The following is a 23,159-nucleotide window of genomic DNA, read 5'->3' on the forward strand; positions in this document are numbered from 1 at the left end:
AGTATTACTCAGTTTCAACGGGTGTTTCAGCAACACTTTCCGTTTGGGCCACTCGCCATGCGTCCAGCCTTGCGGCTAACGCCTCATCCATCAGGGCCAAAACACTGGTTGCAAGCAAGCCAGCATTTTTAGCGCCAGCTTTACCAATTGCAAGCGTACCAACAGGTACACCGCCTGGCATCTGCACAATAGAGAGCAAACTATCTTTACCAGAAAGCGTGCTTGACTGCACCGGCACACCAAACACAGGTAATGGTGTCATGGCAGCTGTCATCCCCGGCAGGTGAGCTGCCCCACCAGCGCCTGCAATGATGCACTTTAAGCCCCGGCCTTTAGCCGACTTTGCATACTCATAAAGCCGGTCTGGGGTACGGTGAGCAGAGACAATTCTACTTTCAAAAGGCACGCCAAGTTCAGCCATAATATCAGCTGCATGTTTCATTGTAGGCCAGTCTGACTGGCTTCCCATTATAATCCCGACAAGGGGTTTTATACTCGTCATAGATATGCCCATCCTTTTAAAGGATTATAATACAAAAAAGCTATTATGCTCAGATGCGGAGCGCGCATTATAGGAAGGAAACTTTGTATTGCAAGGGCTGCTTCTGAGGCTAGCGCATTGTATTACTTGCAAGTCTGCTATAGTTGACGCCATACTATATATACTTTGTGGCTGTTAACGGCGAGTAGTGACCCTATAGATGAAGATAACCAATACATCCGGCCTATCTAGAACAGCGCCGCTTAAGTCTGCAAAACGCACGGAAAGAGCTGATTCTGTTAGCACAAGCAGTGCGCCGCGTCGCATTGAAGACACTGTTAACATCCTTGGCATTCCGCCAGAAGAAATGACCGAACGTGTCCACCGCGCGATCCTTGGTTTAATGGAAGAAGTAGATAACCTGCGCCGAGAACTAGATAACACCAATAGGCGCCTCAGGGAAATGGAAGACGTAGCAGACACAGATGCCCTTCTCCCAATCCCGAATCGCCGGGCTTTTGTCCGCGAATTAAACCGCATGATTTCGTTTGCGGAACGCTACGGCGCACCCTCTACCCTGATGTTTATTGATTTAAACGATATGAAAAAAATCAATGATACATATGGCCACGAGGCTGGCGACAAAGCCTTGTATCATGTTGCCAGCCTTCTTGTAGAAAACATCCGGGGCACGGATGTGGTTGCCCGCTTGGGCGGCGATGAGTTTGGCGTTATTCTGGCACAAGCCGACGAAACCGTTGGCCTCCAGAAAGCACAGGAACTAGCGAACATTATTGCTAGAAATCCTGTTACTCTCAATGAGGAAAAAGTAACCATGAGCCTTGCTTTTGGTACCTACACCTTCAAGTCTGGTGATAAGCCAGATGATGCGCTCGACAAGGCAGACAAAGCCATGTACGAGAACAAGCGCGAAATAAAAGGCGAAGATAACATACGGTAAAAGATATAATAGCTTTAAGCTATAATATCTGGGACCAACATATTTTGTAACTTCCCAATCTCATCTTTGAGCGAAAGCTTACGCTTTTTCATACGCTGAATAAGCAAGAGATCAACTGACCCGGCAAGCATTAAGGCCGCTATGGCATCATCCAGATCCCGGTGCTCCTCTGCAATAACTGCGAGGCGTTCCCGAATGACATCCTCATCCAGATTCATAAATGTGTCCCGTGTGATGGTGTTATAAAGGTGTTATAGCATGAATAATATGGCTAGAGAAGTTTTGTACCTACCCTTGCCAACGATTAAGGTCAGGTGTGTCAATTTCAAAAAGATCCAGCACACGCCCTACTGTATGAGTTACCATTTCTTCAAGGTTTTCAGGCTTTGCATAAAATGCCGGAACCGGCGGCGCTATAATAGCACCCATCTCAGAAAGCTTGGTCATTGTGCGCAAGTGTCCAGTATGAAAAGGGGTTTCCCGCACCATTAACACCAACCTTCTGCGCTCTTTCAAAATAACATCGGCAGCCCTGCTTACTAGCGACGACGTAATCCCGGTTGCGATTTCTCCCATGGTTTTAACAGAGCACGGAGCCACCAGCATGCCGTGTGTTATAAATGAACCGCTAGCAATTGCTGCACCAATATCCTGCGCTGGGTAAACCACCGTTGCAAGGGCTTTAATATCCTTGCTGGTCATGCCTGTTTCTTCCTGAATAGTACGATCGCCAGCCTTTGAAATAACCAGATGTGTTTCAACACCGGCTCTCGACAATAGTTCCAGTGCACGAACACCGTAACAGGCACCACTAGCACCCGTTATGGCCACAATTATCTTCCTGCTGCGAGTCTCTGCCATTTTAAGAAAAACTTCCATTTTTGTACGGTGAAACCACCCATGCTAAGTACCCGAAGATACAGTGTAACTTGACGAGAGCAAATCTTTTCCGTGACAAATGCTTCAAGGAATGTTGCAATAAACTTGTCACAAAGTCAGAACAAAGGAGTGTAGGAATGAGCCTCAATACGCATGTCGAATCACTCAACCAAAAACATGCTGAAATTGAAACATCCATAGAAAAGGAAGAAGTAAGGCCCTACCCTGACGCAATGCGTCTTATGCAGCTGAAGCGGGAAAAACTCCGACTAAAAGAACAGCTCAGACGAATATCAAGACATCACTAATAACAATAAAGCGCGAGGAGTTCCCCGCGCTTTTTTATTTGCCGCAGAAAGCGGTATTTTAACCGTTATCTTCTTCTGTAGCAGTTTTCGTTGCATCAACACTGTCGGCATCCACAGGCGCACCGGCCTTCGCAACCATTTTTTCACGTCGGGCAGCAGCAAGCTGGACAGCTTCATCAAGCTCAACCTGTTTGCAAAGCCCAAGTCCAACAGGGTCTTTGGCGTGAATATTCTGTATATTCCAGTGCGAGCGCTCGCGAATAGCCTGAATCGTCGGTTTTGTAGTGCCCACTAAGCGGCTTAGCTGTAAATCACTCAGTTCAGGGTGGTGCCGCACAAGCCACGCAATTGCATCAGGCTTATCCTGCCTCTTTGAAACAGGTGTATAACGAGGCCCCTTAGTGCGAGGCAATGCTTTCACCGCATCTATAACCAGTTTTAATCGCGCATCTGGATCAGCCTGACACCTGTTGATCTCATCCCATGTAAGCTGGCCGCTTGCCGTTGGGTCCTGACCAACAATATTGATACCTACAGTACCATCAGCGATGCCCTGTATTTCCAGTTCGTGCAGGTCACACAAAGCACCAATCTGCTCAAATGTAAGGGCCGTGTTATCAACAAGCCAAACTGCTGTTGCCATCGGCATTAAAGGTTGTGTCATCCCAATGATCCTAACATATTATTATAAATACTCTCTTCGCTCAGGCCAGCCCCCGCTGACCTGACCCCTTTAGTAAAATTTACGGTGAAGGGGTGAGAATATTTTCTCAAAATTGTGTTTAGCAGGTCATCAATGCCGTGTCACCGCGAATCATCAAGTTTATGCCTGATTTTTTACTTTATTTCCCAACAGTAAGGACAATTTTACCTTTATGGGCACTGGTTTCCATTAATTTGTGAGCGTCAGCAGCTTGTTCAAAAGGGAAAATCGAATCAATAACAGGCTTAACCTTGCCATCTTTCAATAGAGGCCACACCTTCTTATAGAGGCTGGTTGCAATAGCGCCTTTAAAAGTCTTGTCACGTGCCCTTAACGTACTGCCAGTAATCACTAGCCGCTTTATCATAACCGGCAACATATTAACCTCTGTTTTCGCACCACTGAGAAATGCAATCGATACATGCCTGCCTTCAACTGCTAACACAGATAAATTCCGGTTTATATAGTCCCCGCCAACCATGTCCAGAACCACATCAACACCTGCACCACCAGTATGCTGATTTATAATCTCTACATAGTCCTGCTTGTTGTATTCAATAACAACATCAGCCCCCAAAGTTTTACAGAATGCTGCTTTATCAACGCCTCCAACAGTCGTAAACACTTCAGCGCCAAATGCTTTAGCAAGCTGAATTGCCGTGCTGCCGATACCTGAAGAACCACCGTGCACCAGAAACCTCTCCCCTGCTTTTAGGCCCGCACGGTCAAACACGTTAGACCACACGGTATAGAAAGTTTCGGGTAAAGCAGCGGCCTCAACAAAAGAAAGTCCTTCAGGAATAGGTAAAACCGTTTCTATTGGAGCCGTAACATATTCGCTGTAACCACCACCCTGCACCAGAGCACAAACAGCATCTCCCACTTTTAAGCCCTGAACACCAGATCCTGTAGCAACAACAGTACCCGCAACTTCCAGCCCTGGTATGTCAGATGCACCTTTCGGGGCAGGATAGTTACCCAGCCGCTGTATAACATCAGGTCTATTCACGCCGGCGGCTTTTACAGCAATCAATACTTCACCGGCTTTAGCTGTAGGTTTAGGGCGCAAGGCAGGCTTCAAAACATCTGGGCCACCAAACTCTGTAATCTCAATTACTTGCATCATTGTCTGCTCCCACATACTTTTAAGCCATACCGTAACAGGAGTTTCAACGGAGGCTCAAATGAACTTTGATGATTTACCAATAAAAAAAGATACCCCAATCAACATGGTTGAAAAAGAAGATCTGTCTACATATAGCGAAAACGAACTGTCCGAACGCACTGCCCGCCTAAAGGCAGAAATACTGCGTACCGAACAGGAAATAAAAGCCAAGCAATCAAGTAAAAGCGCAGCTGAGGCTTTCTTTAAATCCTAAACCGCACAAAAAGAGGGGACAGAACTACTTGGGTTCGGTCCCCTTCAGTATTCACGACAGCAAGTGCGTGAGGATTGGGAGGGAGGGATAATGCCTATTTAAGCGGCACTAGCCTCTATGGTCTTAACACCGGGTTTGTCATTCGCTCGAATTTCAATAACCCTTGGTTTTTTATGGTCAGGGATCACCCGCTTCAGGTCAATTTGCAGCAAACCGTTGGTAAAAGCTGCCGATCCGACCTGAATCGTATCTGCTAGTTCAAATCGTCGATCAAAGGCGCGCTTTGCAATACCACGATGCAAAAACTTTCTGCCTTCATCTTCTTCGGATCCTCGACCTGATATTACAAGTACGCCTTCCTGAACTGTTACGGTTAGTTCTTCTGGCGCAAAACCGGCGACAGCCATTGTTATCTGGTAGTCATCGTCGCTCAGTTTTTCAATATTATACGGGGGATAAGCGGTTGTTGTGTCGCTATTAAGCGCCGAATCAACAAGACGGCTCAAGTGGTCGAAGCCTACACTGCTCCGCATTAAAGGTGTTAGATCAAAGTTTCTCATTTCAAGTCCTCCTTCAGAAGCGACAAGTTAAGTCCGAGCCTACCACCATGGTCAGGCTCTTAAATACTAGCCCCGCCTTATTGCAGCGGCCAGTACACTTAATTTAGGAAGGCAGGAAACAGGCTTCAAGTGGTAGACAAACAAAAAAGGCACCCAAAAGGCACCTTTTTCTAGATTTACTATCTATAAACCGTTTATTTTTTGAGGCTAAGGCCGCCACCAAAACGCTTCTTAAAGCGGGCAACCTGACCACCTTCAAGAACGTTACGTGCACCACCAGTCCAAGCTGGATGGGACTTAGGATCAATTTCAAGGTTCATAGTATCGCCTTCCGAACCCCATGTTGAACGGGTTTCGAAAGTGGTCCCGTCAGTCATAACCACCTTGATTGTGTGGTAATCGGGATGAATTTCTTGTTTCATGGCTCAAATCTCCAAAACGAGGCGTCCGTATAGGGTATAGTTTACAGCTTGGCAAGACTGATTCTGGTATTTCTTGCTATTATTCTCAAGAAAGTATGCTTTTCTCACAGTTCTTTGCATCCGTTGCACGTCAGCCATTGGCAAGCGTACAAAGACTTCCTATATCTTCTGCAAGATAAAACAAGGACTAATCAATGTCAGACAGCGTTATTCGCCGCGAGGATGAAGCCCCAAAGGGTAAACTGGTAAATCTCAGTACTTTATGGTCTTTCGTTAAGCCCTATAAACTGCAGCTTTTTTGGGCGTCGTTCTTTCTTCTAGTCGCAGCCATCACCGTTATGATTGTGCCAACAGCACTTGGAGATATTGTTGATAAAGGCTTCTCGGCAGACAATGCCGGGAAAGTAAAAGACTATTTTCTTGTTTTTGTTGGCATTGTTGTTGTTATGGCCGTTGCAACAGCGGCCCGATTCTATTTTGTAACATGGCTTGGCGAGCGAGTTGTAGCAGACATTAGAAAAGCTGTTTACGAACGCCTTCTCACCTTGTCACCAGAGTTTTTTGAAGAAAACAGGCCTGGTGAAATTGTATCACGTCTAACCGCGGACACCACTCTTGTACAAACGATTGTGGGATCAAGCGCATCGGTATGGGCCCGGAATTTTCTAATCGCTATTGTTGGCACCATTTGGCTGTTTGTCATGTCGCCAAAGCTTATGGCCTATATTGCAATCGGTATTCCGCTATTGCTGGTTATTATTATTGTTGTTGGCAGAAAAGTGCGCAACTTATCTCGTACCAGCCAAGATAAAGTGGCTGATGTTGGAGCCAGAGCAAACGAATCACTCTCCGCACTCAATATAGTACAGGCTTTCACGCAGGAAAAAGCCGAAGCAACCCGTTTTGGCGACCATGTGGATGACGCCTTTCTTGCAGCCAAAAGACGCATTCAGGTTCGCGCGGGCCTAACTTTCACTATGATTTTCATGATTTTCAGTGCCATCGCCTTCATTCTCTATGAAGGCGCACAGGATGTTATCGCCGGCACAATGTCAGGCGGCGAAATGCTTGATTTCATCATGCGGGCCGTTTTTGTAGCAGGTGCTTTTGGTGCTCTTTCAGAAGTATACAGCGAACTCCAGCGAGCTGCTGGTGCTGCGGGCCGCTTAGCTGAGCTTCTAAATTCTGATACCAATATAAAAGCCCCTGCCAACTGCATAGCCATGCCCCAAAAGGTTGCTGGCAACATTCATTTTGACAAAATAACATTTCATTACCCCAGCAAAAAAGATACCGCTGCCCTTCAAAACTTTGAACTTAACATTAGATCTGGGGAAACTGTCGCGCTTGTTGGGCCTTCTGGGGCTGGTAAATCAACCGTTTTGCAGCTGTTACTGCGCTTTTATGACCCTCAATCAGGCTGCGTAACAATTGATAGCATTAACATCCGTGAAACAGACCCAACCGACTTTCGCAAACACATTGCCTTTGTACCGCAAGATACAATTATTTTTGCTGATACAATTGCTGAAAACATTCGCTACGGCAGGCTGAATGCTACAGATGCAGAAGTAAAAGCAGCAGCCGATGCAGCAGCCGCAACCGAGTTTATCCTCGAAGCTCCAGAGGGGTTCGATACCTACCTAGGCGAGCGTGGTACACGGCTTTCAGGTGGCCAGCGCCAGCGGCTTGCCATCGCCCGGGCCATTCTTAGAGATGCCCCTATTCTATTACTAGACGAGGCTACAAGTGCTCTGGACGCTGAAAGCGAGCTAAAGGTACAAGGTGCCCTTGAAAACTTAATGACGGGCCGTACAACGCTCGTTATTGCCCACAGGCTAGCCACCGTTAAAAAAGCAGACCGTATAATTGTCATGGACGGCGGCCGCATTATAGCTGAAGGCACCCATGACACCTTAATGCAGCAAGGGGGCCTATATAAACGCCTTGCTGACCTCCAGTTTACTACAGGATAGATTGTTACCGTTGCGTTAAGCGCATTTCAATGCGGCGATTGCGGCTATAAGCAAACACATTCTCTGCTGGGTCAATTGGTTGAAACTCACCAAAGCCTGTTGCACCCAAACGGTTTGGCGGCACCCCTGCGCCAATTAAAAACTCAACCACGCTTATAGCCCGCGCACTTGAAAGCTCCCAATTATTATGAAACTGGGCGGTTGAAATAGGACGTTTGTCAGTATGCCCGTCTACACGTAAAATCCAGTTCAACTCTGATGGAATTTCGCGCGAGATAGAGACCAGCGTTTCTGCAAATTTACGCATTTCTGCACGCCCTTCAGGCCCAAGCTCCGCGCTGCCACTGGCAAAAAGCAACTCCGAATCAAAGACAAACCTATCACCCTCAATGCGAATTTCAGGCCGTGAAGACAAAACCTCCTTCAGCCTGCCAAAAAACTCTGAACGGTATCCAGCCAGCTCTTCAACTTTACTTGCCAAAGCTCGGTTAAGCCTGCGCCCCATATCAACGATAACCGCCTGATTACGCTTATCACGTTCTTCACTGGCATTTAGGGCTGCTTCAAGACGTGAAAGCTGCTCACGCAGAGCCGTAATACTACGCTGTAACTGCGCTACTTGCTCTTGTGCGCGGCGGGAAATCACCTGTTCTTCGGTAAGAGCTGAACTCGCAATTTTATATTTGGCTGCCAGATCTGTGGCTTCCTCTTCAAATCGCTTACGGGCAGCATCTATTTCACTTAATCGCCCCTCTGAAACTTCTAACGCACTACGAACCTGATCCAGCTCCGCAGTCAAGGTATCCCTATCAGCATTGGCGGCAGTCAATGAGGTAGACAAATCTGCCATACTGTCTCTCAGGGAGGTATTCGCCTGCTGTTCGAGCTTTAACAAATTGCCAAGCTCTGCCACCTGCCCCCTAAGTTCGGCCAGAGCCTTGTCACGACCGGATAAAGCCTGACCTAAAAAGAATTGTGAAAGCACAAACATTGACAGAAGAAAAATAATAACAAGTAAAAGCGATGACAGGGCATCAACAAAACCCGGCCAGCTGCTATCAGGGGCAGACCCTATGCGCCTGCGAGAACCAATCATTCGCTTGCCTGCCCATCCCTATTATTCTGGTCCAGCCCAGCAGCAATAGTACGCGCAACCAGCTTTAATTCAGTACGCAAATCGTCAACCATAGCTTCGGATGAACGGCTTTGCTCCTCTATCAGGCGCTTCATGCCGACATCTAGGTTGCGAAGGTGCTGTTTGCTCGCCTCGTCAAGTGTTTGCGTCGCGGCAACCGGCTCATGATGCCGCGCAGAGCTTTCTGCAAGCTTAGTAATAGCATCGGCTAGCGCCCGACTGGTTTGCTCGCCTCGCGCCAAATGTTCTGACTGTGCATCCATTTTATCGGCAAGACCTGCCAATGATTCTGCAATTGCTGTCATTGCAGCCTGCCCTTGTGAACGACTTTCTTCCGACTGTTTCAAAATGCGCTGCAAGCGCTCAATACCATCTGCTGTTTGTTCCATGAGGGCTGTTGTATAAGCATTAGGGCTGGAACCACTGCCCTCAGACACCTCACCGCGCGACAAGCGGGTAGCAGAGGCCAACCAATCTTCCACCCCGTTGTAAAAGCGGGTTTGAGCTTGGCTAGCCTGCAGATCAAGAAAACCAAGTGTTAAGCTGCCAGCAAGGCCAAAAAGCGAACTGGAAAAAGCTGTACCCATGCCTGTCAGGGGTGACTGTAAACCTGCCTTCAGCTCATCAAACATAAGAGCCATATCACCGCCATCAACGGTTAGGCCATTTATTGTGCCGCCAATCGCACCAATGGTGCCAAGCAAGCCCCAGAACGTACCAAGCAAGCCTAAAAAGATGAGAAGCTGGGTAAAGTAGCGGCTTACTTCACGGCTTTCCTCAAGTCGCGAAGCGATACCATCTAGTACAGATCGCATTGAAATAGTTGAAAGGCGCATACCGCCTTCAGCCTGCTCAGACAAAAGCGCTGCAGCGGGGGCCATAAGCCTCGGCGTAATAGACGATGTCGCACTTTCGTGGCGCTTGAAAGCTTTTATCCATTCCACTTCTGGTTTCAGGTCAAAAACCCTGCGGTAAGCAAAGATAACCCCTATCAGGAGGGTTGCTGCAATAACACCGTTCAGGGCCGGATTAGCCATAAAGGCTAATAAGAGAGGCTCCCATAACAGCACCGCCAAAATAACAACGGCGAGCAGAAACAAAGTCATACGACTGATAAATTTTTGCGGTTTTTGCATATTCCGCCATCCCCCTGATGTGGTTCATACTATGAGAAACATAGTATTTAAACTCAATCCTAGTTTAAGGGCGAAATTATGACTTGCAAAGGAAAGCTTTGCAATCGGTCTATTATTTATCGGGGCTAATGTATGCCTGAATAAGTTCTTCCAGCTCTGCGCGCCTACACTTCAGAGCCTTTGTGCCAAACTCTGTTACACTAGCATAATGTGGGTTTGCCGATATGCGTTTCAGATAGGCTGTTGTTTTAGGCCACAAAGCTGCATCTGGTAACCAGCCTGCAAACCCCGCATTCACAAAGAAACTAGCAACTGCAAAGTCAGCCATGAAAGGCTTCTCGCCAAGAAGATAGTCGGCATTTTGAAGCTGCAATTCAAGATAGCTCATAATATCAGGCAATTTTTCCGTCAGTGTCGTGTTCACTGTATCCATATTTGTTTCCTGCTTTAGAAGGGCAGGCTTAATAATCTTTTCAAAAAACAGCCCAAAAACTGCATTTCGTGCAATATGGTCGTCGGCATATTCTTCGAACCAGCGGGCTTTTGCTCGCAAAGTTACATCACCCGGATAACACTTTTCACCAGAATAAGCTTCATCGATATATTCACATATTGCTGTTGAATCAGGCAGAATAAAATCACCAATCTGCAGAACAGGGATACGTTTTAACGGGCTAATTTTTTTAAAACCGTCGTCAGCAATGAATGGGCTAACCGGAATAATAACATCCGGCTTCATCCCTTTAAAGGCAAAGGCAATCAGCACTTTTCGAACGTACGGGGAAACAGGGTGGCCATAGAGCGTTATTGAGTCTGTCATATACCTTCTCCTTTGCAGAGGAAATTGCCGAAGGGCTGCCCAAAGCACAAGAAAAAACACCCTTTCATTTCTGAAAGAGTGTTATTCATTTTTGGTAAGTTTTAACGTTCTACTTACAAAGACTTAAGCCTTTAATCCTCGGTGCACACGCTTGATGGCACGTTCAAGCGGTGCATGAAGCTGATCATTCGCTGCAATAATACCGCCCGTTTTGAGCATATTAGAGCCACCAGCCATATCAGATACATAACCACCAGCTTCGCGTACAATCAAAATACCTGCGGCCATATCCCAAGGGCTAAGGCCTGCTTCCCAAAAGCCATCAAACCGACCAGCGGCAACATAAGCAAGATCAAGTGTCGCCGCACCAAAGCGGCGGATACCTGCAACCTTTGGCATAAATTCCTGCATTTCCGCGATGAATGTATCATGGCCCTCACGCCCTAAAAATGGAATTCCTGTAGCAAGAAGCGCTGATTCCATTTTTTTACGGCCAGAAACTCGAAGGCGAGAATCATTAACGTATGCGCCCTGACCTTTTTCAGCCCAGAATAACTCATCTGTGAGCGGCGCATAAATGACCCCTGCAGTAATTTCACCCCGTTCTTCAACAGCAATTGTCATGGCAAAATGCGGTACACCGTGTAAAAAATTTGTGGTGCCATCCAGTGGGTCAACAATGAAGCGGATATCTTCGCGTTTACCCTTTATTTCGCCGCCCTCTTCCATCAAAAAACCGAAGTCTGGGCGTGCATTTGAAAGTTCTTCGTAAATTGTTTTTTCTGCACGCTGGTCAGCAAGAGATACAAAATCCGCTGGGCCTTTCATAGAGACCTGCAAATGCTCGACTTCTCCAAAGTCACGGCGAAGCCCCCTACTTGCCTTCATGAGGGCAGAAACCATTACATTGATAAGCGGGGATCGACGTGCCATTGGCTTTTATTCCTTAAGTCTAAAAAATGTTCCCGCACACTTACAGCGCAGGAACCAGAAACAACATAGTAACGAATCAGTTTAGTCAGCGCGGCTCACATATTCCCGCTCTGCTGTAGTCACAATGATACGCTCGCCTTGCTTAATAAACGGTGGCACACCAATGCGTAAGCCGTTTTCAAGTGTTGCAGGCTTATAGGAACTGGAAACAGTCTGCCCTTTTAAAGCTGGCTCTGTCTCAACAACTTCAAGAATGACTTTCTCAGGCAAAGCAACACCAAGGGGCTTTTCCTGATACATTTCAATGGTTACTTTCATACCACTTTGCAGGAATACAGCATCATCTCCCAAGTCTTCATCTGACATGGAAATTTGCTCGTATGTGTCTTCATCCATAAATGTATGCATAGGGCCATCAGCATAAAGATACTGGTAGTCTTTTTGCTCTAGGATAGCGCGTTCAACTTTTTCACTCGACCGGAAACGCTCGTTCTGCTTGGTTCCGTCTTTAATGTTTTTCAGTTCAACCTGCAGGTAAGCGCCACCCTTGCCAGGCTGGGTATGGGCAATTTTAACTGCACGCCACAAACCACCTTTATGCTCAATAACATTACCCGGACGGATAGCATTGCCGTCAATTTTCATGGCGTACCTCTTAAAACATTTTTAATTGCAAAAGAACAAAGTTGGCGCCGTTTACCAGATTTGCACCGATTAGGCAATGGAGCTTGAACACATGGAAAGCTATAAAACGCGGGAAAATGTTGCAATAATGGCCGCTCAGTACAGTGATGCATTAGTTTTATGCTAAAGCAGCCTCAAAAACCCTGACTGCCGCTACCGGGCCATCCTTATGATTCCACACAGCGCTGCTTACAGCTACGAAATGAGCACCGCTATCAGCAAGTTCGCGGCAGTTATCGGGGGTTATACCACCAATAGCAACACAGGCTATATCCGTTACTTCATCCCACGTAGACAGAATTTCTTTATCCGCAGGTGTAGCGTTCTTCTTGGTTACACTGGGGAAAAAGGATCCAAAAGCTACATAATTGGCACCCGCCTCCCCGGCTTCAAAAGCAAGGTGCAGGCTTGAATGGCATGTGACACCAATATCTTTATTGTGGCCGAGTAGCGTACGCGCAGATGCAACATCGCCGTCTTCCTGACCAAGATGCACACCATCAGCATCAACCTCAGCAGCAATGTCAGCTCTATCATTAAGCAACAAGGGCACTTCATGCTTGTGGCATATGGGAAGCAGCGCCTTTGCTGTTTCAATGATAACAGAATCATCCACACTTTTTAGGCGGAGCTGCAAGCAAGTAACAACACCTGTCGCTAAAACCAAATCAAGCGTATCAATAAATCTCACCAGATCATCAATTTTTTCTGGTGTGAGTAAATACAGACCACATGGTTCTTTTTGTGCGTTTTTGTCTGCCATTTTTAAGATCCTAAAACAAACCCTCCCCCCGGTATGCCACAGGGGAAGGGCTCCTTAAAGCGAATTCAGAACAGAATGATCAAGCTTTACCTTTATAGATATCAACAATCTGGGTCAGCATAGCAATAGCTTCTTCGCGTGGGCGCTGAAATGTATTACGGCCAATAATCGAGCCATTACCGCCACCATCACGAATAGCGCGAGCATCGTCGTATATGCTATCAGCGCCTTTTTTGGCGCCGCCAGAGAATACAACAATTCGGCGCCCGTTAAAGCATGACCGAACCACTTCGCGAACACGTGCTGCCTGCGAAGAAAGGTCAATACCAGCATCAACAAAAGCTTTTTTAGCTTCTGGCTGCTCAAGGTGATCACTTGGAAGTTTTACCTTAATGATATGGGCGCCAAGTTCTGCTGCGAGATGAGCGGCATAAGCGCCAACATCCATTGCAGTTTCGCCTGCGCTTGAAAGGTTGCCGCCACGAGGATACGACCATAATACAACGGCAAGGCCTTTTGCTTTGGCTTCTTCTGCTACAGCACGGAATTCTTCAAACAGGTCAAGAGCATGCTCAGAACCTGGGTAAATTGTAAAACCAACTGCTGCACAGCCTAAGCGAATGGCATCATCAACTGATGCGTTCAAGGACTGGTCTTTTGTCGTTGCCCAGCTATTAGAGCTGTTAATTTTCAAAATAGTAGGTATTTGGCCAGCAAACGTGTCTGCGCCAGCTTCCAGCATACCAAGAGTTGATGCATAAGCGTTCAACCCAGCATCAATGGCTAGTTGGTAATGATAGTGAGGATCATAGGCATCGGGATTAGGTGCAAAAGACCGTGCTGGTCCATGCTCAAAACCTTGATCCACAGGAAGAATGATCATTTTACCCGTACCAGCCAGTTTACCTGTGCAAAGAATACGAGCAAGATTAGCCTTGGTTCCAGGGCAATCAGATTCATACTTAGATAGAATATTTTTAACGAGTTTAGTAACTTTCATTGGGGCCCCCTGAAAAAGGAAGATGTCTTTATAATTTGGCTTTTGCCATGGAATGCCCCGTTGATACACAAAACCGTTGGTCTGCGCAACGCATGATGACTCATTTTCTAGAAAGCAGCTACTTAAACGCTCTAACTAGTCGCCCATACCAAATAAAGTGCCTAAAATGTGAAGCTTATCACGTATTAAATACCTTATTTCGCTACTTAATGCTTAATGCAGCCACACCCGGCAATTCTTTGCCTTCCATCCATTCAAGGAAAGCACCGCCCGCAGTTGAAATATGTGTAAAGCTATCTTTCACTCCAGCATGAGCAAGTGCCGCGACTGTATCACCGCCTCCGGCAACGGTCAGCAAATCACCCTTTTCGGAAAGAGCCGCAGCAGCCTTTGCTAAACCAACAGTTGCTGCATCGAATGGTTCCATTTCAAACGCGCCCATTGGGCCATTCCATACTAAAGTTTTGCAGCCCGTAAGAACACCAGCCAAGACTTTCACTGTCTCAGGCCCTGCATCAAGGATCATTTCACCCTCTTCCACCTCAGTTGCAGGTTTCACTTCATTATCAGCATGTGCTTTAAATTCACGTGCCACCACAACATCAGTTGGCAAATGTACAGCACATCCAGCAGTTTTTGCTTTTTCAAGAATGATAAGGGCTGTATCTTTTAAGTCTTTTTCGCAGAGACTTGAGCCAATACCAATCCCTTGTGCATACAGGAAGGTGTTTGCCATACCGCCACCAATAATCAGGTGGTCAACCTTTTCTACAAGGTTTTCAAGTACCGCAAGTTTTGATGACACTTTCGCACCGCCAACAACCGCAACAACAGGACGCTTTGGTGCCCCCAATGCTTTTTCAAGCGCTTCAAGTTCAGCACCCATGGTTTCACCAGCCGCAGACGGCAGTATATGTGCAATTGCTTCAGTAGAGGCGTGAGCTCTGTGAGCCGCTGAAAAAGCATCATTAATATAAACATCGCCGAGGGCGGCAAACTGTGCAGCGAGCGCAGGGTCATTTTTTTCTTCCCCCGGGGAAAAGCGGGTGTTTTCCAGCACAATCACCTCGTCATCTGGCAACGTATCACCCAGAACCGCAAAGCCCACTTTTCTACCAAGAACATCTGACAGTGCTGGAACAACAGGCTTTAATGACATTGAAGGCACAACCTTGCCTTTAGGCCGGTCAAAGTGTGCAAGCAGAACAGAACGACCACCAACCGCAGCAACAGCATCAACCGAAGCTTTTACAGCCTGAAGGCGTGTCAGGTCTGTCACTCTGCCATCCTGCATCGGAACATTCAAATCAACCCTGATCAGGGCTATTTTTCCAGTCAAGTCGCCTAGGTCTGCAATTCTGTTAAATGCCATTTTAAATCCTGTATCCGTTCACTTAAAGAAAAGGCGGCCAAATATGACCGCCTTTATTATAAAATTCAATTTTTACCTTAACCGAGTTTTGCCATGGCAACAGCCGTGTCTGACATACGGTTCGAGAAACCCCATTCGTTATCGTACCATGTAAGGATACGTACAAACCGGCCATCAATAACCTTTGTCTGGCTCAGGTCAAATGTAGAGCTGTTTGCGTTGTGGTTAAAGTCAATCGAAACGGCGGGCATATCTTCAAAGCCCAGCACACCTTTCAGCTTGCCATTCGCCGCTTCCTGAATTGCCGCATTGATCTCTTCAGCTGTAGTATCGCGGCCCGCATCAAATTTCAGATCAACCAAAGAAACATTCGGCGTTGGTACACGGATCGCAGAACCATCCAGCTTGCCAGCAAGCTCTGGCAAAACAAGACCAACAGCTTTTGCTGCACCCGTCGATGTCGGGATCATAGACAAAGCTGCCGCACGTGCCCTACGTGGATCGCTGTGCAGCGTATCGAGAACAGGCTGATCACCCGTATAAGAGTGTACTGTTGTCATATAGCCGCGCTCAATACCAACAAGATTGTTTAAAACCTGAGCAACAGGAGCCAGACAATTTGTTGTGCAAGATGCGTTAGAGACAATGATGTCGTCTTTTGTAAGCTCGTTGCTGTTCACACCAAAAACAACAGTGCGATCAACATCAGTACCCGGTGCAGAAATCAGGACCTTTTTAGCGCCTGCTTCAAGGTGTAGAGCCGCTTTTTCACGCTTTGTGAAAATACCGGTGCACTCCATCGCAACATCAACTTTTTCTTCTGCCCAAGGCAAATCGGCTGGGTTACGTTCAGCAATTACACGTATACGGTCGCCGTTTACGACAATATAATTGCCGTCCACACTTACCTCACCAGGAAACGGGCCATGAACACTATCCCGCTTTAGAAGGTACGCGTTCATTTCCACATCACCAAGATCATTGATTGCAACAACCTTAATATCAGTGCGGCCGCTTTCATAGATTGCGCGCAGAACATTCCGGCCGATGCGGCCAAAACCGTTAATGGAAACACGTACAGTCATCGAGAAAGTCCTCCAATATGGTACAAAATAGTCGTTAAAATTGCCTCTGTTTATAGCTTCTCACGCACAGCTGCAAGTAGTGCGTCTGAAGTTATACCAAAATATTCGTAAAGTTCTTCCGCTGGTGCTGATGCACCAAAAGTTGTCATGCCTATATTAACACCGTCAAGGCCAGTATAGCGTTCCCAGCCATAAGTAGTGCCTGCTTCAATAGAAGCTTTAACAGCAGTGGCAGGCAAAACAGCAGCTTTATATGCAGCGTCTTGCGCATCAAACAAATCTGTACACGGCATAGAAACAACGCGTGTTGGTATGCCGTCAGCCTCTAGTGCCGTACGCGCAATCACCGCGAGCTCCACCTCAGAACCTGTACCAATCAACACAACTTTTGGTGTGCCACCCGTTGCTTCCTGAAGAATATAGCCACCTTTAGCACACAAGTTTTCTTCTGTATATTCAACACGCAGCTGCGGTACATTCTGCCGGGTTAATGAAATTACACTAGGTGTTTCCTTAGCTTCAAGCGCCAGCGCCCAACACTCAGCGGTTTCCACCACATCACACGGCCTGAAAACATTCAGATTTGGCATCGCGCGCAAACTTGCCACATGCTCTACCGGCTGGTGAGTTGGCCCATCTTCACCAAGGCCAATACTATCGTGGGTCATAACATAAATTGCACGTTGCTTCATCAGCGCAGCAAGGCGAATTGCTGGGCGGGCATAATCAGTAAACACCAAGAATGTGCCACCATATGGAATATGGTTGCTATATAGCGCAATACCGTTCATCGCAGCCGCCATACCAAATTCACGGATACCATAATACATGTACCGACCCGTGAAGTTAGTCGCTGAAACACCTTCTGTTTGGCTTGTCTTGGTAAGGTTCGAGCCCGTGAGGTCTGCAGAACCACCAATTGTTTCAGGTACTACACCATTAATAACCTCAAGCGCCATTTGGCTTGCTTTACGTGTCGCAACCTTAACAGGGTTTGCTGCTAGTTTGGCTTTATAATCGTTTATGGCAGCAGTGAAGCCTGCTGGCAGGTCTTTATTTTGGCGACGATTAAAATCTGCCTTAACGGCCGCATCAAGAGAGTCAAATTTAGACTTCCATTTTGCAGATTTTTTTGCGCCAGCAGCACCAACCGCACGCCAGTCTGCCATAACATCATCAGGAATAACAAAAGGCGCATGCGCCCAGCCAATAGCCTCACGCGTAGCCGCAATTTCATCATCACCAAGCGGCGCACCGTGCACACCAGATGTGCCTTGCTTATTAGGAGCGCCAAAACCAATTGTAGTTTTACAGGCAATCATAGATGGCTGGTCGCTTTCACGAGCAAGGCCAAGGGCGACTTCAATCGCTTCCGGGTCATGGCCGTCAACACTTTGCACATGCCAGCCAGCAGCCTCGAAACGAGCAGCTTGATCTTCGCTAGTTGAAAGATCAGTCGAGCCGTCAATCGAAATGCTGTTATCGTCCCACAGAACAATAAGCTTGGAAAGTTTCAGGTGGCCAGCAAGAGAGATAGCCTCTTGGCTAACACCTTCCATCAAACAGCCATCACCGCTAATGACATATGTATAATGATCAACAATGTTATTTCCGTATTCAGCATTTGAAAGGCGTTCCGCAATCGCCATACCAACAGATGTTGCAAGCCCCTGCCCTAAAGGGCCTGTTGTGGTCTCTACGCCGGGGCATTCACCAAATTCAGGGTGACCCGCCGTTGGGCTATGCAACTGACGGAAGTTTTCTAGATCCTGCATTGTAGGACGCTCATACCCTGTAAGATGCAACAGTGAGTAAATCAGCATGGAGCCATGCCCCGCAGACAAAACAAAACGGTCGCGGTTTGGCCAAGTTGGCCAAGCTGGATCAAAGTTTAAAAATTTCGAAAACAATACAGTTGCAACATCGGCCATACCCATCGGCATACCGGGGTGGCCTGAGTTAGCCTTTTGCACAGCATCCATAGAGAGTGCGCGGATGGCATTAGCCATATTGGCGTGTGTTTCATTTTCAATTTGCAGGGGCATTTGGTTCATATCATTAAACTTGCTATTTTATCCCGAAGGGGCTGCGTTCAAAATTTGCGCCAAAATGGCGAGGAAGTTGGCCCTAGTCAACATAAGAAACCGCTTAAATTATTGCTTTCGCCATAAATCGTATAATAAACCACAGAGGGACGATTGACGGCAGTGTTGTAAAAACCCTATCTTCAATGGGCTTGACGATTGTGCGGACCATAAAGCGCCACAATATGCTTTTAGATAAAAAGTGTTCGTTTCAGGGAGACATGCGATGCCAGATAAACAAACAAATAATACATTAGACACTGCACGGGCGCGACTCGAAGCCGCCCTTTCAAGCCTTGCACATGGTGTTGCTGCTAACCGAGATGCCTTAATGCGCGTAGAGCAAAAGGTTCAGGAAAACACTTTTCTAAAAGCCCATATTGCATCGCTTGAACAGGAAAACCTGAAACTACATGAGCAAGTCGCGACACTTGCCCTAACTGATACGGATGCCCCTGATAGTCGTATACAAGAATTAGAGCATCAAAATGCGGCGCTTGAGCAAAACTACCAACTGCTCAAGAACCGCTATGCAGCACTTCGTGATGAATTTGATTCTCTTCAGGAAAAACTAAGTGCGCCCCCCACAAGCCAGAGCGATAATGCGGATCAAGAACTGCAAAGCGAAAACAACGCCTTAAAAGCAAAAATTGCCGATATGGAATATGAAAAAAATACAATCAAGGCTGAGCTGGATAAAACGATTCAAGACCTTGAAACGATGGTGGAGACCGCATAATGGCCCAAATTACTGTTTCTATAAACGGAAAGACCTACCCGCTTGCATGCGCTGACGGTGATGAAGAACGCCTTCACAAACTTGCCTCTTATGTAGATAGCAAAGCAAAAAGCCTATCATCCAAACTCGGCCACATTAACGAATCACGTCTAATGCTCATGTCAGCCGTTCTCATTGCAGATGAGCTCCATGATGCGCTCGAAAACAAAGGAAGTCGTGGCATAATTGGCTCAGTTAGCGAAGATGAGCTAGCAAAAATCATAAATGAGGTGGCTTCTGAGGTAGAAGGCATTGCAGAAAAGCTTCCGACACCTTAAGTAAGGTAAGCGGGCACTGCGCTGTGCGTAAGATACGCAGTAACTCCCGGGGCTATAAGCACCTCCGGGGAGCTGTCCCTGGTTCGGATCGTGGTCCTTACCACACGGCGCCCACCTGATTTATCAGGTTCCGGAGAGTACAAACGTCAAAACGGCAGATGCGGTCCCGCACCCTTCTAAGAGAATATGATACAAGAAACCGAAAAACAGCAGTTAAGACTTGAAGCAAAGCAAATACGGGCAGGTGCCTCTAAGATGCTAGGCTTTAAAGCTTCAGAGCAAGCCACCACACACGGGCTAACCTTATTATCTAGCTTCGAAAAAGGTGCCATTATTGCTGGTTACTGGCCTATTGGCGACGAACTAGACCCACGATTTCTGTTGCACACTCTGGAACGGCGCAATTTCAAACTGGCTCTTCCTGTTATTACAGGCAAAGACAAACCCCTTGCCTTCCGGCTGTGGGGAAATGGTGATCCGTTAGAAAAAGGGCCTTTTGGTACCTTACAACCACCCGGAGATGCACCGCTTGTCACGCCCCATGTTTTACTGGCCCCGCTGCTAGCCTTTGATGCTGATTGTTACCGCTTAGGGTGGGGTGGTGGTTTTTATGACCGCACACTTGCATTAAATACCTCTATAAAAGCTTTTGGCTTTGCCTATGCTGCCCAATATGTGGAACATATACCCCGCAGCAGTTATGATTGGCCCATGCAGGGTATCATAACAGAGGCTGGTGTCGTGCTGCCAAAAGTACAATAGTCTGAAGAAAGCAGGTTTATGCGGTTATTATTTTTAGGTGATTTGATGGGCCGTACCGGCAGAACGGCCGCAGCAGATGCCTTACCTGCGCTTCGAGAAAAGCTCAAACTAGACTTTGTGGTTGTGAATGCCGAAAATGCAGCCTCAGGATTTGGGACAACCAGTAAAATTGCTAGTCAGGTTATTCAAGCTGGCGCTGATGTCCTGACAGGCGGCAATCACACATTCGACCAAAAAGAATTTATGACCGCCGTTGATACGGACGACCGTATTCTGCGACCAATTAATTACCCAGAAGGCACACCCGGTAGAGGCTGGAATATATATAATGCCCCTAGAGGCAAAAAAATCATGATAATAAATGCCATGGGGCGTGTATTCATGAACCCCATGGAATGTCCTTTCCGGACAATTGATGCTGTCCTAAAGAAATACCGACTAGGAGCAACTGTTGATGCCATTCTGGTTGACTTTCACGGCGAAGCAACAAGCGAAAAAATGGCAATGGGGCATTATCTGGATGGTCGCGTTAGCCTTGTGGTTGGCACCCACAGTCATGTACCAACGGCTGATTGCCAGATTTTGGATGGCGGCACCGCTTACCAAACAGATGCAGGCATGTGCGGCGATTACAACAGCGTGATTGGCATGGATAAAACGGAGCCTATTAATCGTTTCCTCACTAAAATGAACAAAGAGCGCTATAGCCCTGCTGAAGGAGAAGCAACTGTCTGTGGTACTTTTGTAGAAACTGATGACCGCACAGGCCTTGCGAAGCGTGTAGAACCCGTGCGCATGGGTCCACGCCTAGCGGAACACATGCCAGAATTATAGGCTTTTTTTAAGTATCGCTGACAAATGACCAAAAAACTTATATTACATATTGGAATGCATAAAACCGGCACAAGTGCGCTGCAACAAAGCTTGCACAAGGCCCAAAAAATCCTATTGCAGCATGATATCCATTATCCCAATATCAGAGAAAATCATTCAGTACCCTTTTACCGAATGTTTACAGAAACACCTGAAAACTATGTAATGAACACAATTCAGGGAGTTGAAGGACACCAAGACCTTAATCATGTAAAAAACACTGACCTCAAACAGTGGTCACGCTATCTTGGTTCAATTAAAGAAAGCCTTACCATCATTTCAGGGGAAGGCTTAACAAGGCTACCCCTGATAAATGTTAGCAACCTCAAAGCGTTTCTTTTACAGTTTTTTGATGACATCAAGGTCATAGCATACTGCCGTCCCCCCATAAGTTATATTCAAACCATGACCCAGCAACAAATACGCATGGGCAACCCTATGGTAAGGGCACTAGAAAATCCTCCCTTGCCTGAATACCGCGCTAAATTGCAGCCTTACATTGATATTTTTGGTGCAAAAAATGTACTATGTCGGCCTTTTGCCAAAGAGCTTCTGCACAACAATTGTATTGTGGCGGATATGCTATCCACCATAGAGAAGGATACTACGCCAGCCCTGATACAAAAAATCAGAGTATACAATAACAATCAGTCGCTGACTTGGCCCGGTATTGTCCTTATGGATATATTTAACAAGCTCTTCCCTCATCAAATTAAAGGGAAAGTAAATAAGAACCGCAGCCCTATTTTAGTGAGCTATGCCCTGCGATTAAAGGGACCTGAGTTTAGAATACATTCCAGTATACTTGAGCCATATTTGAAGGCCATGGAAGAAGACACTGACTGGGTTTCAAAGCAACTGGGAACTAACCTGAACATGCTTGATATTGAGCCTGACAGCAATATTCCTTGCCAGTATGACCGATATATCCAAGATAGCCAAAGTGAAACTGTACTAGCCTTAGCACGCCTTGCAAACGCAATTGAACCACCTATAAAAATTTCATCCGAGCGACCTCAAGATTAAAGGATATTAAATGCCATCAACACCTCTGATCATTCTCGGTGTTCACAGAAGTGGTACCAGCATGTTAACACGCATGCTTGAGAAGCTAGGTGTTTTTGTAGGGCATGACCTTCAGGGTGATCACGAAAGCCGAAGTTTTATTCAAATAAATAATCGATATTTTGAAGAAACGAAATCCAGTTGGGACAAACCGGTTTATCCAAAGCCCTCAGACCTTCAGAATAACATTATAAAACGCGTTTTTGAAAAAAACCAAGCAGCCCTTCATGAACATTTTGGCCCGATGGAAGGCCTTTGGGCCTTCAAAGATCCTCGCACTGTTACCACGTTACCCCTATGGCTAGACCTATTTAGCGATGCAAAAACTATTATTATACGGCGCAGCCCACTGGCATCAGCCAAGTCGCTTACATCGCGCCATCTGGAGCTGATTGATAAGGGCATTTTTCCTGCACACAGAGATTTCAAGAAAGGGCGTATTCAGTTCACGCAGCGCTGTGCAACACTTAACGGCAGTATGGAGTTTGTTCTCGAACAACTGCACTTTATTCACAGCATGAAAAAGCAAGGCATCCTCAACAATTATATTGAAATGAGTTATGAAGAACTTACATCTGACCCTGTGCTGCATATAAGAGAAATTTCACGGTATCTCGATTTGCAGTTTAGTAAAAACCAGCTTTTTAATGCTGCAAGCCTTCCTCGCAATGTTGACCTATCTAATTTTGAAACAGCCTTAAAGCACTACTTCGTAAAGTAAG

Annotated in this window: 27 protein-coding genes and 1 other RNA gene; 11 read left to right on the top strand and 17 right to left on the bottom strand. The window is 46.6% G+C overall.

From position 1 onward, the window contains the following. Nucleotides 1-4 precede the first annotated feature (4 nt). Complete coding sequence (gene purE / locus ICL80_RS15485) at nt 5-502, bottom strand: 5-(carboxyamino)imidazole ribonucleotide mutase (protein ID WP_194213631.1); 498 nt, start codon at nt 500-502, stop codon at nt 5-7. A gap of 199 nt (nt 503-701) precedes the next feature. On the opposite strand from purE, the gene ICL80_RS15490 reads away from it, so the two are divergent. Next, nucleotides 702-1,442 (top strand): GGDEF domain-containing protein, encoded by a 741-nt coding sequence (locus tag ICL80_RS15490; protein WP_194213632.1) that lies wholly within the window; start codon nt 702-704, stop codon nt 1,440-1,442. A 14-nt stretch (nt 1,443-1,456) separates the two neighbouring features. Here ICL80_RS15490 and ICL80_RS15495 read toward each other — a convergent pair whose 3' ends face one another. Both ICL80_RS15495 and ICL80_RS15500 read right to left on the bottom strand, forming a co-directional pair. Next, on the bottom strand, nt 1,457-1,660 hold the full coding sequence (locus ICL80_RS15495) for a YdcH family protein (protein WP_194213633.1): 204 nt from the start codon (nt 1,658-1,660) through the stop codon (nt 1,457-1,459). A 70-nt stretch (nt 1,661-1,730) separates the two neighbouring features. Then, nucleotides 1,731-2,303: a UbiX family flavin prenyltransferase gene (locus ICL80_RS15500; RefSeq protein WP_194213634.1), complete on the bottom strand. Its 573-nt coding sequence runs from the start codon at nt 2,301-2,303 to the stop codon at nt 1,731-1,733. Between the two features lie 155 nt (nt 2,304-2,458). On the opposite strand from ICL80_RS15500, the gene ICL80_RS15505 reads away from it, so the two are divergent. Next, a complete protein-coding gene (locus tag ICL80_RS15505) occupies nt 2,459-2,629 on the top strand; it encodes a YdcH family protein (protein ID WP_194213635.1) in 171 nt (56 codons plus the stop codon). A 58-nt stretch (nt 2,630-2,687) separates the two neighbouring features. Here ICL80_RS15505 and ICL80_RS15510 read toward each other — a convergent pair whose 3' ends face one another. Further along, nucleotides 2,688-3,293, bottom strand: a complete 606-nt coding sequence (locus ICL80_RS15510) for a DUF1013 domain-containing protein (RefSeq protein WP_194213636.1) — start codon at nt 3,291-3,293, stop codon at nt 2,688-2,690. Between the two features lie 178 nt (nt 3,294-3,471). After that, nucleotides 3,472-4,455 (bottom strand): NAD(P)H-quinone oxidoreductase, encoded by a 984-nt coding sequence (locus tag ICL80_RS15515; RefSeq protein ID WP_194215908.1) that lies wholly within the window; start codon nt 4,453-4,455, stop codon nt 3,472-3,474. Between the two features lie 61 nt (nt 4,456-4,516). On the opposite strand from ICL80_RS15515, the gene ICL80_RS15520 reads away from it, so the two are divergent. Next, a complete protein-coding gene (locus ICL80_RS15520; protein WP_194213637.1) occupies nt 4,517-4,711 on the top strand; it encodes a DUF1192 domain-containing protein in 195 nt (64 codons plus the stop codon). 98 nt (nt 4,712-4,809) lie between these two features. On the opposite strand, the gene ICL80_RS15525 is transcribed toward ICL80_RS15520, so the two are convergent. Together ICL80_RS15525 and rpmE are read right to left on the bottom strand one after the other, a co-directional pair. Next, the gene (locus tag ICL80_RS15525) at nt 4,810-5,271 is read right to left on the bottom strand and encodes an Hsp20 family protein (RefSeq protein WP_194213638.1); all 462 of its coding nucleotides are present in this window, start codon (nt 5,269-5,271) and stop codon (nt 4,810-4,812) included. 194 nt (nt 5,272-5,465) lie between these two features. Next, nucleotides 5,466-5,693 carry a 50S ribosomal protein L31 gene (gene rpmE, locus ICL80_RS15530; protein ID WP_194213639.1) on the bottom strand — a complete coding sequence of 76 codons (228 nt, stop codon included), beginning with the start codon at nt 5,691-5,693 and terminating at the stop codon, nt 5,466-5,468. A gap of 194 nt (nt 5,694-5,887) precedes the next feature. Between rpmE and ICL80_RS15535 the strand changes: the two genes are divergently transcribed. Continuing rightward, on the top strand, nt 5,888-7,669 hold the full coding sequence (locus tag ICL80_RS15535) for an ABC transporter transmembrane domain-containing protein (RefSeq protein ID WP_194213640.1): 1,782 nt from the start codon (nt 5,888-5,890) through the stop codon (nt 7,667-7,669). Nucleotides 7,670-7,673: 4 nt separating this feature from the next. Here ICL80_RS15535 and ICL80_RS15540 read toward each other — a convergent pair whose 3' ends face one another. The 10 genes from ICL80_RS15540 to tkt all read right to left on the bottom strand — a co-directional run bounded on the left by ICL80_RS15540 (nt 7,674) and on the right by tkt (nt 18,642). After that, on the bottom strand, nt 7,674-8,765 hold the full coding sequence (locus tag ICL80_RS15540; RefSeq protein WP_194213641.1) for a peptidoglycan -binding protein: 1,092 nt from the start codon (nt 8,763-8,765) through the stop codon (nt 7,674-7,676). After that, nucleotides 8,762-9,940, bottom strand: coding sequence for a flagellar motor protein MotA (locus ICL80_RS15545; RefSeq protein WP_194213642.1), 1,179 nt, complete (start codon nt 9,938-9,940; stop codon nt 8,762-8,764). The genes ICL80_RS15540 and ICL80_RS15545 overlap by 4 nt, the downstream gene beginning before the upstream one ends. Nucleotides 9,941-10,052: 112 nt before the next feature. Then, entirely contained in the window at nt 10,053-10,760 is a 708-nt protein-coding gene (locus ICL80_RS15550) for a glutathione S-transferase family protein (protein ID WP_194213643.1), read from the bottom strand. Nucleotides 10,761-10,883: 123 nt separating this feature from the next. Further along, nucleotides 10,884-11,693, bottom strand: coding sequence for an inositol monophosphatase family protein (locus tag ICL80_RS15555; RefSeq protein ID WP_194213644.1), 810 nt, complete (start codon nt 11,691-11,693; stop codon nt 10,884-10,886). 81 nt (nt 11,694-11,774) lie between these two features. Then, nucleotides 11,775-12,338, bottom strand: coding sequence for an elongation factor P (gene efp / locus ICL80_RS15560; protein WP_194213645.1), 564 nt, complete (start codon nt 12,336-12,338; stop codon nt 11,775-11,777). A 157-nt stretch (nt 12,339-12,495) separates the two neighbouring features. Then, the gene (thiE, locus tag ICL80_RS15565) at nt 12,496-13,140 is read right to left on the bottom strand and encodes a thiamine phosphate synthase (RefSeq protein WP_194213646.1); all 645 of its coding nucleotides are present in this window, start codon (nt 13,138-13,140) and stop codon (nt 12,496-12,498) included. A gap of 79 nt (nt 13,141-13,219) precedes the next feature. Beyond that, nucleotides 13,220-14,140 carry a class I fructose-bisphosphate aldolase gene (locus tag ICL80_RS15570; RefSeq protein WP_194213647.1) on the bottom strand — a complete coding sequence of 307 codons (921 nt, stop codon included), beginning with the start codon at nt 14,138-14,140 and terminating at the stop codon, nt 13,220-13,222. A gap of 202 nt (nt 14,141-14,342) precedes the next feature. Further along, nucleotides 14,343-15,512 carry a phosphoglycerate kinase gene (locus ICL80_RS15575; protein WP_194213648.1) on the bottom strand — a complete coding sequence of 390 codons (1,170 nt, stop codon included), beginning with the start codon at nt 15,510-15,512 and terminating at the stop codon, nt 14,343-14,345. 77 nt (nt 15,513-15,589) lie between these two features. After that, the gene (gene gap, locus ICL80_RS15580; RefSeq protein WP_194213649.1) at nt 15,590-16,597 is read right to left on the bottom strand and encodes a type I glyceraldehyde-3-phosphate dehydrogenase; all 1,008 of its coding nucleotides are present in this window, start codon (nt 16,595-16,597) and stop codon (nt 15,590-15,592) included. A 50-nt stretch (nt 16,598-16,647) separates the two neighbouring features. Then, on the bottom strand, nt 16,648-18,642 hold the full coding sequence (tkt, locus tag ICL80_RS15585; RefSeq protein WP_194215909.1) for a transketolase: 1,995 nt from the start codon (nt 18,640-18,642) through the stop codon (nt 16,648-16,650). Nucleotides 18,643-18,907: 265 nt separating this feature from the next. Between tkt and ICL80_RS15590 the strand changes: the two genes are divergently transcribed. The 7 genes from ICL80_RS15590 (at nt 18,908) to ICL80_RS15620 (ending at nt 23,158) form a co-directional block, all read left to right on the top strand. Beyond that, a complete protein-coding gene (locus ICL80_RS15590) occupies nt 18,908-19,420 on the top strand; it encodes a hypothetical protein (RefSeq protein ID WP_194213650.1) in 513 nt (170 codons plus the stop codon). Further along, nucleotides 19,420-19,737, top strand: a complete 318-nt coding sequence (locus ICL80_RS15595) for a cell division protein ZapA (protein WP_194213651.1) — start codon at nt 19,420-19,422, stop codon at nt 19,735-19,737. Before ICL80_RS15590 ends, ICL80_RS15595 begins: the two co-directional genes overlap by 1 nt. 10 nt (nt 19,738-19,747) lie before the next feature. Continuing rightward, nucleotides 19,748-19,908: non-coding RNA, 6S RNA (ssrS, locus tag ICL80_RS15600), on the top strand. A 15-nt stretch (nt 19,909-19,923) separates the two neighbouring features. Then, nucleotides 19,924-20,499 carry a 5-formyltetrahydrofolate cyclo-ligase gene (locus tag ICL80_RS15605; protein WP_194213652.1) on the top strand — a complete coding sequence of 192 codons (576 nt, stop codon included), beginning with the start codon at nt 19,924-19,926 and terminating at the stop codon, nt 20,497-20,499. A gap of 18 nt (nt 20,500-20,517) precedes the next feature. Next, nucleotides 20,518-21,333, top strand: a complete 816-nt coding sequence (locus ICL80_RS15610; RefSeq protein WP_194213653.1) for a TIGR00282 family metallophosphoesterase — start codon at nt 20,518-20,520, stop codon at nt 21,331-21,333. 24 nt (nt 21,334-21,357) lie between these two features. After that, the gene (locus ICL80_RS15615; RefSeq protein ID WP_194213654.1) at nt 21,358-22,398 is read left to right on the top strand and encodes a hypothetical protein; all 1,041 of its coding nucleotides are present in this window, start codon (nt 21,358-21,360) and stop codon (nt 22,396-22,398) included. A gap of 10 nt (nt 22,399-22,408) precedes the next feature. After that, on the top strand, nt 22,409-23,158 hold the full coding sequence (locus ICL80_RS15620; protein WP_194213655.1) for a sulfotransferase: 750 nt from the start codon (nt 22,409-22,411) through the stop codon (nt 23,156-23,158). Nucleotide 23,159 lies beyond the last annotated feature (1 nt).

It is taken from the genome of Kordiimonas pumila (assembly GCF_015240255.1).
Taxonomy (GTDB): domain Bacteria; phylum Pseudomonadota; class Alphaproteobacteria; order Sphingomonadales; family Kordiimonadaceae; genus Kordiimonas; species Kordiimonas pumila.